At 42.3% G+C, this 9,684-nt stretch carries 6 protein-coding genes and 1 rRNA gene; 1 reads left to right on the top strand and 6 read right to left on the bottom strand.

Features of this window, described 5'->3' with window-relative positions; genetic code table 11:
* The 3 genes from H8Z79_RS04005 to H8Z79_RS03995 form a co-directional block, all read right to left on the bottom strand.
* A 16S ribosomal RNA gene (locus H8Z79_RS04005) occupies positions 1–223 on the bottom strand; the annotation flags it as partial.
* Between the two features lie 498 nt (positions 224–721).
* Complete coding sequence (locus H8Z79_RS04000) at positions 722–1,318, bottom strand: DUF4367 domain-containing protein (protein ID WP_182279233.1); 597 nt, start codon at positions 1,316–1,318, stop codon at positions 722–724.
* A gap of 86 nt (positions 1,319–1,404) precedes the next feature.
* Entirely contained in the window at positions 1,405–2,283 is an 879-nt protein-coding gene (locus tag H8Z79_RS03995; protein WP_225876907.1) for an AraC family transcriptional regulator, read from the bottom strand.
* A 164-nt stretch (positions 2,284–2,447) separates the two neighbouring features.
* Between H8Z79_RS03995 and H8Z79_RS03990 the strand changes: the two genes are divergently transcribed.
* Positions 2,448–4,715, top strand: coding sequence for a glycogen/starch/alpha-glucan phosphorylase (locus tag H8Z79_RS03990; RefSeq protein WP_225876906.1), 2,268 nt, complete (start codon positions 2,448–2,450; stop codon positions 4,713–4,715).
* A 22-nt stretch (positions 4,716–4,737) separates the two neighbouring features.
* On the opposite strand, the gene H8Z79_RS03985 is transcribed toward H8Z79_RS03990, so the two are convergent.
* The 3 genes from H8Z79_RS03985 to H8Z79_RS03975 are packed head-to-tail and all read right to left on the bottom strand — an operon-like array spanning position 4,738 to position 9,638.
* Positions 4,738–6,414: a type 2 periplasmic-binding domain-containing protein gene (locus H8Z79_RS03985; RefSeq protein WP_118039774.1), complete on the bottom strand. Its 1,677-nt coding sequence runs from the start codon at positions 6,412–6,414 to the stop codon at positions 4,738–4,740.
* Entirely contained in the window at positions 6,404–8,176 is a 1,773-nt protein-coding gene (locus H8Z79_RS03980; RefSeq protein WP_243008100.1) for a sensor histidine kinase, read from the bottom strand. Before H8Z79_RS03980 ends, H8Z79_RS03985 begins: the two co-directional genes overlap by 11 nt.
* Positions 8,109–9,638 (bottom strand): response regulator transcription factor, encoded by a 1,530-nt coding sequence (locus H8Z79_RS03975; RefSeq protein WP_118039776.1) that lies wholly within the window; start codon positions 9,636–9,638, stop codon positions 8,109–8,111. The genes H8Z79_RS03980 and H8Z79_RS03975 overlap by 68 nt, the downstream gene beginning before the upstream one ends.
* Positions 9,639–9,684 lie beyond the last annotated feature (46 nt).

The raw sequence follows: 9,684 nt of genomic DNA, 5'->3' as shown, positions 1-9,684 counted from the left end.
TTTCACACCGGACCATGCGGTCCTGTGCGCTTATGCGGTATTAGCAACCATTTCTGGTTGTTATCCCCCTGTATAGGGCAGGTTACCCACGCGTTACTCACCCGTCCGCCACTAGAAACAATTTAAATCTGCCGAAGCTTCAATAAAAGGTTTCCCGTTCGACTTGCATGTGTTAAGCACGCCGCCAGCGTTCATCCTGAGCCAGGATCAAACTCTCTGATAAAATGTTTGATGTACTCAAGACAACAACTAGCTATCTCTCGTTTTACTGTTTTAAGGTTTTGTTCTTGAATTTAAAAAGAAATTTTTCGAGAATCGTATGTGTTTCACTGTTTAGTTATCAAGGTTCTTAACTGACTGTCTCTCAGACAGCTCGTTTACTTTATCACATTCATCAGTGCTTGTCAAGTACTTTTTTCAAGTTTTTTCGAAGCTTTTTTGATGTTTGTGCGTCGCTTTCAGGCGACTTGTTTACTCTATCACATCCTCACCGGATTGTCAACAACTTTTTTTGCTTTTTTCAAAACATTTCAAATTGTTTATTCAGAAGAAACAATTCTTCGTGATAGCTCAATTAGAATAACACTTTCCAGCCGGGCTGTCAACACCTTTTTTTAAATTTTTTACAAAAACATCGACATGTATCAACAAAAGGTACCATAGACCTTTTCTGATCCATGGTACCTCTATTAATCATTTATTAATTAAGAACTGCAAAATCTTATTCTGCCGTTTCTTCTGCTGCTCCATCATCTGTTGTTTCTGTCACTCTGAGTGAAATAAACAGATTCTGAGCAATTTCCGCATTTTCATCAGAAAGCTCACCCATCTGTACATTATACATAATTCCATCGTCATCCAGGAAAGCAAGGCCGTATGTAACATCTGTATTAAACACAACTGCCTCGATTCCGTTGATAATTACTTTTTCAATATCTGTATATGTTTCTTCTGTTTCAAGTTCTGTTTTCATCTTGTCTGTATCATAATCTTTGCCAATATCGGTAGCTGTTACTACCATATTATCACCACTGTCATCCGGTGCTTTTGCCTGGAACATTAGTCCATGTTCTTTCTGATCTTCCTCGGAAACTTCAAGAACCTCCCAGTCTGACGGAACATAAAGATCAAATCCCGGTTCAAAAGAAAGCCAGGTTCCCTCATATGCTTCTTTCTCCAGCATATCATAAGTATACTCGGTAACTTCTGCTGCTTCTGTCGCAGTCTCTGTATCATCCGTAGCCCATACAGGAGCTGATACTCCTCCGATCATTGCTGCTGCACACACCATTGCCATAATTTTTTTCCAGTTTTTCATACTTTTCTCCTTTCGCATATATGATGCCGTAAAAAATTTATAGTTTCATTATAGCGGCTTTTTTGTTTAAAAGTAACAAGTTTTTCTCATTTTTTCAAAGCTTTTCGGTATTCTTTTGGTGTAATTCCATATCGTTTCTTAAACTGTCGGTTAAAATTTGACAAATTTGAAAAACCAGCATCCTGTGAAACAGACAATATTTTATCATCGGTTCGGCGCAATGCTTCTGCCGCATTTGCAAGCCGACGGTCATTTATATAAGAAGCAAAACTGTCCCCCGTCATTTTTTTGAACCAGCGCATGAAATGACTCTCACTTAATCCACAAAATTTTGCCATATCCGAAACAGTCAGACTCTGATCGATCTTTTCACCAATCTCCTGAAGCACTTCTTTCAGCCGTTCCCGATCAGGAGAGGAAATTTCTTCTATAGAAGGATATTTTCTGATCAGCAGAAAGATCATCTGCAGCACGGCGGCTTTTACTCCCAGTTCATATCCTTTCTCCTTTTTTTCACATAACTCTTCCATCTGTACAAGACACCTTTTGAGTGCTTCATAGTGTTCCTCCCCCTTCCGAATACATACAGGAGGAAGCAGGTGTCCCGATGCAAGCGGCACCAAAAACTCTCCCGCACAGAGATCTGCTGCACCTTCTCCGAGAAAATCCATCTCAAAGATAATATTTTCGTACTCCATGGCATATCCTTTTATTCTGTGAATGGAATGCAACGTACCCGGAGTCACCACAAAAATATCGCCTGGGTTCCCCTCATAATTCTCTGTTTCGAGCTGGATTTGCCCTTTTCCTTTTTTTACGTAGATCAGTTCCATCTCTTTATGCCAGTGAAGGGAAACGACCGGGAAATCAAGCGGGATCGTACATGGATATATATTAAATGGAAACAGGCGGCTTCCATGCTGTTTCGTTTCCTGATATTCTGCGCTGTTTTGTTTTTCTCTCATGTGTCCGGTACCTCCTGTAACCGATTTTTCATCCCCAAATGATAGAATAGTATCATTTCCTGCAAGCTTTTTACAAGAAATGACGAATGACATATGCTATAATTATAATAACTTCTGAAGTTAGAACAATTTCAACTTTTTATATAAGGAAAGGAGCGACTCTTATGAGTAAATCCATGAAAGCAACTCTTACTGATCTCTGTCAGAAAGAAATCTCTACGGCTACAGATGCCGAACTTTATACTGCCCTTTTGAAGCTTGTGCATGAAAAGAGCCAGCAGCATGTCAAACCTGTCACCGGAAGAAAACTGTATTATATTTCGGCTGAATTTCTGATTGGTAAACTACTGTCCAACAATCTGATCAATCTCGGTCTTTATGACGATGTACGTGATACGCTTGCCGAAGCAGGTAAAGCTCTTGCTGATATTGAAGAGCAGGAACCGGAACCAAGTCTCGGAAACGGCGGACTTGGTCGTCTTGCTGCCTGCTTTCTGGACAGCCTTGCAACTTTAAGCCTTCCCGGCGACGGTGTTGGTCTTCGCTATCACTGTGGACTGTTCCATCAGAATTTCAAAAACAATGTTCAGAATGAAACACCTGATTTCTGGCTGACTGATCAGTGCGCTGCCAAAGCGACCGATACAGTCTTCCCTGTTTCTCTTGCCGGAAAAACTTATTCCGCAAGACTTTATAAGCTTCCGGTGACAGGATACGAAGGACGCACCAATACCTTAAATCTCTTTGATCTCGACACTGTCGATGAGTCCGTGATCGGTGACGGTATCTCTTTTGACAAAAAAGATATTGCCAAAAACCTGACACTGTTTCTTTATCCGGATGATTCCGATGAAGATGGCCGTCTGCTCCGCATCTATCAGCAGTACTTTATGGTTTCTGCCGGTGCACAGCTGATTCTTGATGAATGCATGGCCCGAGGCTGTAACCTGCACGATCTCGCAGATTATGCGGCAATCCAGATCAACGATACTCATCCGAGCATGGTAATTCCGGAACTCATCCGTCTTCTCGGACTGCATGGAATCGAATTTGAAGAAGCTATTCAGATTGTTACTGACACCTGTGCGTATACAAACCACACAATTCTGGCAGAAGCACTTGAAAAATGGCCGCGTCATTATCTTGACACCGTTGTACCGCAGCTTATGCCGATTATCGAAAAGCTGGATGCAATTGCAAAAACACGTACTGATAATGCCGCACTTGCTATCATCGACCAGAATCAGGTTGTACACATGGCACATATGGATATTCATTTTTCCCATTCCACAAATGGTGTTGCCACACTGCACACTCAGATTCTGAAAGAAAGTGAACTCGCCGGATTTTATCAGATGTATCCTGATAAATTCAACAACAAAACAAACGGTATTACTTTCCGACGCTGGCTTTTGAAATGTAACCCTGCATTAACCAGCGAAATTGAAAACCTGATCGGAGACGGATTCAAAAAAGATGCCTCCGAACTCAAAAAACTCCTTGCTTATACCGATGATACCGAGGTACTGTCCAAAATCCGCACAATCAAAAAAGATAATAAAAAACAGCTTGCAGCATGGCTCGCTGACAAACAGGGAATCCGGCTGAACACAGATGCATTGTTTTCTATCCAGTCCAAACGACTTCACGAATACAAACGCCAGCAGCTGAATCTTTTATTCCTGATTCACGAATATCTGGAGATCAAAGCCGGTCATGTACCTGCCACTCCACTTGTCAGCATTTTCGGTGCCAAAGCTGCACCTGCTTATATCATTGCAAAAGATATCATCCACGGTCTTCTGACTCTGTCTCAGGTAATCAGCGAAGATCCGCAAGTTTCCAGATGGCTTCAGCTTGCATTTGTGGAAAACTATAATGTATCTGCCGCAGAAAAAATGATTCCGGCATGCGACCTTTCCGAGCAGATCAGTCTTGCTTCCAAGGAGGCATCCGGAACCGGAAATATGAAATTTATGCTGAATGGCGCACTGACACTCGGAACTATGGATGGCGCCAATGTCGAAATCGCAGAAGCAGTCGGAAATGACAATATCTACATCTTCGGTCAGAGCAGCAAACAGGTCATCCACCACTATGCTGCAGCTGATTACTGTGCCCGTGACTGGTATGAAGCTGATCCGAATCTGCGCCGTGCTATCGACTTCCTCACAAGTGAGGAAATGTTGAAATATGGAGACGAAGAACATCTGAAACGACTTCAGCATGAACTGATCAATAAAGACTGGTTCCAGACTCTTCCGGATTTCAACGCTTATGTGGTTCGCAAAGAACAGGCGATGAAAGACTATGCAGTCAACCCGGAAGACTGGAGCCGCAGAACACTGATCAATATTGCAGAAGCAGGATTCTTCTCATCAGACAGAACGATTGCCGAATACGATCAGGACATCTGGCATCTGGGAAAATAAGTGACCCGACACATTCAGAAAATCATTCACCAGGGTTGGAGCGACGGATCTGTTCCGTCAGCTCCTCACCACCCTGCTCATACCATTCTTTTACAAACGTATCAAAATAAGAAACCGGCTTCACACCCATAATGATCTGGATGAACGAATCTTTTTCAAGCTGCTGCAGAGATTTCGGCAACTCACCATCTGCATCGTCCAGATACTTCTGCGCCTGTGACTGATAGCCGCCATCTATAAGGAGTCCCACTGCGGAAATTCTTGATTTGTAGGCAGCCCAGTCTTCCGGAGTCGATGATTTGCCGTGAAGATAATTCTCACATGCGACATAGTAAGATTTTTCTAAGCCCCATAAACTTTCTTTTTTGTCTGTACCATTCTGAACCGCACGTATATCCTTTGTAATCTGAAATGTTGCTTCATTATAATCGACATTGATGACCAGTGGTCTTGCTGTCGGCTCTACATTCAACGCAGAATATTCATTGACGTCATCTGCATCTTCTGCTTCATATCTTGTATAATCAAACAATACACTGATGATTTTCATCACAATTTCCGGATGCTTATATCCCTTACGCACAACCACATATTTATTATCACGAAAAGAAGCATACGCATTATCATGTTCCGGCTGCTGCAGATAGTATGGTTCCCAGTCTGCATTTTTATCTTTTTCATATACATCCATTAACGGGTTATTTGGTGTCCACCATAGTCCGAAAAAGGCTCCACATTTTCCACTTACCACAAGATCACGCAGATTGTTCTGGGCACGCAGTGCAAAATTTTGATCAATGACACCTCTTTCATATAACTCATGAAGATAGCTCAATGCATTTTTGGTCTGCTGTGTCACGGAACCATATACAATCTCACCATTTTGATTTACCCAGCGTTGCGGACTCGCATGATACCTGTCAAACACCGGCTCTACCGAATAACTGGAGCTGGTACTTCCGACAAGATCTGTGTCGCATACCAGCCCCACCGGATCTTCACCCTCTTCTGTTCCCATCCCGTTTTCCACAAATGCTTCGATAATTTCAAAGGCATCGTCCAGTGTCTTCGGTTCGTCAAGCCCAAGTTCATCCATCCAGTCTTTTCGAAGCCATAGAAGTCTCGGACCATGATCGATCACAGTTTCCGGGATTGCCATCAGCTTTCCGTTGAACTTCCCCGCATCCAGAAGGTCACTGCCATAACTCTCGAACATCTCCTTGATTCTTGTCGTTGTACAGCTTTCATAGACATCCGACAGGTCTTCTACAAGATCATTTTCTACCAGTTCTTTAAGTGTCTCTCTGTCAGAAACAACAAGTACATCCGGCAGTGTCTGATCTTTTACCAGAATATTGATAAACTCATCATAACGGTCTTCCCGTTCCATATATGCGTTGTCGTTCTGGATATTCAACATTTTCCGAAGATATCTCGTATAGACATTATCTTCGTAGGTGTCTCCATCCGGGAGGTTTGAATTGTTTACCCCGCTCATCTGACCAAGTGTATAGGTCACCAGTTCAGGATATGCTGCATATGGACTCTCTTCTGCTTTTTGCCATGCTTCTGTGTCCCCGGCAGCATCTGCACTCTGCGTTTCCTGTGTCTGCTCTTTGTCCTGCCGGCCTGCACCACCACATCCACTCAATGCAAAAGCGCAGGAAAGTATCAGTGCTGCTATTTTTTTATGCTTCATCTTTCCTGCCCTCCTTCGGAAATCTCATCACAACTGTCGTCCCCTCATCCGGTGCACTGAAAATCCTTATTCCATAATTTTCTCCATATAAAATCCGGATGCGGTCATTGACGTTTTTAAGTCCATAGCCTTTTGCCTGATAAGTTACAAGCGTCTCTGCTTTTTCCTGCGGCATTCCCATTCCATTATCCCGGACTGTGATTACTACATCATCACCATTCCCCCGGAAAGACAGGAAGATTTTTTTGTCTCCGTCTTCTTTTTCATCAATACCATGCTCAATCGCATTTTCAACAACCGGCTGCAGGAGCAGTTTCGGCATTTTTTCATTTTTGATTGTCGGATCAATATCCCAGTCCACTGAAAAATTGTTATCGTGCATAGTAAGCTGGATTTCAAGATATGCCTGCATATTCTGAATACAATTCTCAACCGTAACTACGTCCTCACCTTTGCTGAGTGCCGTACGGTAAAATGTCGACAAGGCAAGTGTCACCTTGCTTATTTCCATCTGATTGCTGCGGATTGCCATCCAGTTCATCATCGAAAGTGTATTATATAGGAAATGTGGATTAATCTGCGCCTGCAGTGCTTTCAGCTCATATTCTTTGAGTGCAATCTTATTTACATACACTTCATCAATCAAACGGTTGATCTCATCCATCATATTGTGGAAACTATTAATCAGGATACCAACTTCATCTTCAGAATCGCTGCTTACCGTAACTTCACGGCTTCCATGATTGACCTGATCCATATTTTTTGTAAGTTCTTCAATCTTTCGTGTAAAAATTCTTGAAAAAGAAAGTCCCAGAAACAAAATAATAAAACCACAGGCAATAATCAGCGGAATCTCCTCAAGAAGAATTCTCCGTACAGACCCCGAGATCGCATCCTGACTTTTGTAAAAGTAAAATACCCAGTCATTTTCCTCACTTTCGGTTTGCGTCCAGGTACATGTCTGACTGATTTTACTGAGCAGTTTGTCCGCAGTCTGCGAAGTATCCTTTTTGTTATCGTCGAACAACTTAAGTTCTTTCAAGCCGGTTTTGTTATACAGCACATTGCCATCTTGATCCGCTACAATTCCACCATTTTCATCGGTCAGAATATTCGTCAGCGGCTGAAATATCTTATCATAATCCAGCGAAATACAGAGGACCGCATTCAACTTCTGCTGGGCATAGATCATACGTACAGCTACAACTTCTCCCCTCGTCCGATCTACTTTCCACTGAATCCGTACATCATCTTTCAGCCCTTCACTCCACCACTCTTCCTGCATTTTGTCAAGTGGAACAAGTGTATATTCATGTTCGACCTGAATACTGTCGGCAAAAAGCTGAATCCGGTTGATCGCATCGTGATAAGATTTCGGTACGGACAAAAGCGGATCTGCAATCTCCGTATACTTCTCGTAAGCAGTATAATTATCGATATTTTTTTCTTTAATGATCTCTTCAATATCCGGCGAGTACGTCAGATAGTTCAGAAGACTCGCATATACTGCAGTCTGGCTGTCGATACCCTCTTTGGTCTGCTCCATAATTGACTGCATATCTTCCAGTTCACTACTTCGTACCATCGTACTCTGACGGCTGTGACTATACAGTGCAAGCACCGTCATCGGCGCCAGACTCGTCACGACAAGAAGAATCGTCAGTTTGTGGCGGTATTTCATATTTTTGAATATCTTACGAAGTCTGTTCATCCTCTCCGGTTCCTTTCCTGTATGACTCCGGACTGCTTCCGTAATATTCACGAAAGCTCCTGCAGAAATAAGAAACATTTGCAAATCCTACACGTTCGCTGATCTGAGCCACCTTCATATTGGTACTGCAAAGAAGCTCTTTTGCTTTTTCCATGCGGAACACACGAATGTATCGGTTCAGATTCATGCCTGTCTCTTTCTTAAAAATAAAGCTCAGGTATCCGGACGACAGATAAACTTTCTCAGCCAGCATTTCCAGATTCAGATCTTCTTCATAATGCTGATAGATATAGTTCTTGACTGTTGCCACTTCATTCCTTGATGTGCTCATAGAACGTTCCAGAAAAGCCTCGTACTCTTTGATGTTATCTTCGGTCACTGCAAGGATTTCCATAATATTTTTGCACTTGTACAGTCTTTCTACTTCCTGTTCCAGGCGGTGCTCCCCTGAAAACTGGTTTTCCTGAAAAAGTTCCTGAATGACATTGGAAAATACAAATTTGATATACATTGCAGAATACTGTGTATTATCGTGATATTTTTCTTTGAGGCATTCGAAATGTCTGCGCAACTGCTCTGTATCTTTACGTGTGATATCCTCTGAGATCATCTGCATGATCTGCGAATCCTGCACCTCGCCCACAGATAATTTCAATACATCATCCTCATTTGAAAAAACATGTTTTTCCGGATGATAGAATTTTTCTTCCATCTGCTGTTCCAGCTGTTCCAAAATCTCCGGCAGACATTCACAGCCCTCAAACTTCCTGCTGACTGCCAGATAAAAACTGTCCCTGTACTTTCGCTTCATATAGTTATAAAGATGATTTGCAACAAGCTGATAATCACAGTAAACATCCTGAAACAGAAGCAGTGACTGTCTCGCATTCAGATTCAGATAAAAGCAGACCCTCCGCAGTTCTTTTTGAATTTCATTCTCGAGGTTTTCTTCTGCCGTATCAAAAAAAGCCACATCAGACTCGATCAGGATTCCGCAATGCCAGCCGTTCCATTTGTCAAGGTCGATCATATCCTTTGCTTTTTCCAGTGTTTCTGTCTTTCCGGAATAAAGATAGTTCTGGAGAAAATACTGCTGCAGGAAATTTTTTCCCTTAATCTCCTGGCTTTCTTTTTTCTTCCGGCGGTCAATCTCTTTCTCGGCCTTCTGGATCACTTTGTGGAAATCATCTGGATTAACCGGCTTCAGAATATATTCTGTCACTCCGTAGCGGATTGCTTCCTGCGCAAAACTGAAATCACTGTAGCCGCTGAAGATCACGATCTGTAATGCCGGATTTTCTTCTTTGGCACGTCTCGATAACTCCAGTCCATCCATATGCGGCATCTTGATATCAGTCAGAATAAGCTGAATATCCTCTGTGCGGATAATCTGCAGTGCCTGTTTGCCATTCGAAGCTTCAAATACTTTTCGTTCCCCTTCTTCTCTGGACAAAAGGTATTTGAGACCTTCTCTTTCAATTTTTTCATCGTCTACAATCAGAACATTTGTCATTTCCATACTCCTGTTTTTTGAAGTTTTTTATAATTATAGCACGAAG

This window comes from Blautia intestinalis (assembly GCF_014297355.1).
Lineage (GTDB): Bacteria > Bacillota > Clostridia > Lachnospirales > Lachnospiraceae > Blautia_A > Blautia_A intestinalis.
Note: the sequence above shows the minus strand (reverse complement) of the source record. Positions and strands in the feature narration are given on the sequence as shown.

What these genes read in the sequence shown, in the direction of transcription:
- H8Z79_RS03995 (WP_225876907.1), bottom strand. Translation starts at nt 2,283, where the DNA reads ATGAGAGAAAAACAAAACAGCGCAGAATATCAGGAAACGAAACAGCAT.
- H8Z79_RS03990 (WP_225876906.1), top strand. Translation starts at nt 2,448, where the DNA reads ATGAGTAAATCCATGAAAGCAACTCTTACTGATCTCTGTCAGAAAGAA.
- H8Z79_RS03985 (WP_118039774.1), bottom strand. Translation starts at nt 6,414, where the DNA reads ATGAAGCATAAAAAAATAGCAGCACTGATACTTTCCTGCGCTTTTGCA.
- H8Z79_RS03975 (WP_118039776.1), bottom strand. Translation starts at nt 9,638, where the DNA reads ATGACAAATGTTCTGATTGTAGACGATGAAAAAATTGAAAGAGAAGGT.
- H8Z79_RS04000 (WP_182279233.1), bottom strand. Translation starts at nt 1,318, where the DNA reads ATGAAAAACTGGAAAAAAATTATGGCAATGGTGTGTGCAGCAGCAATG.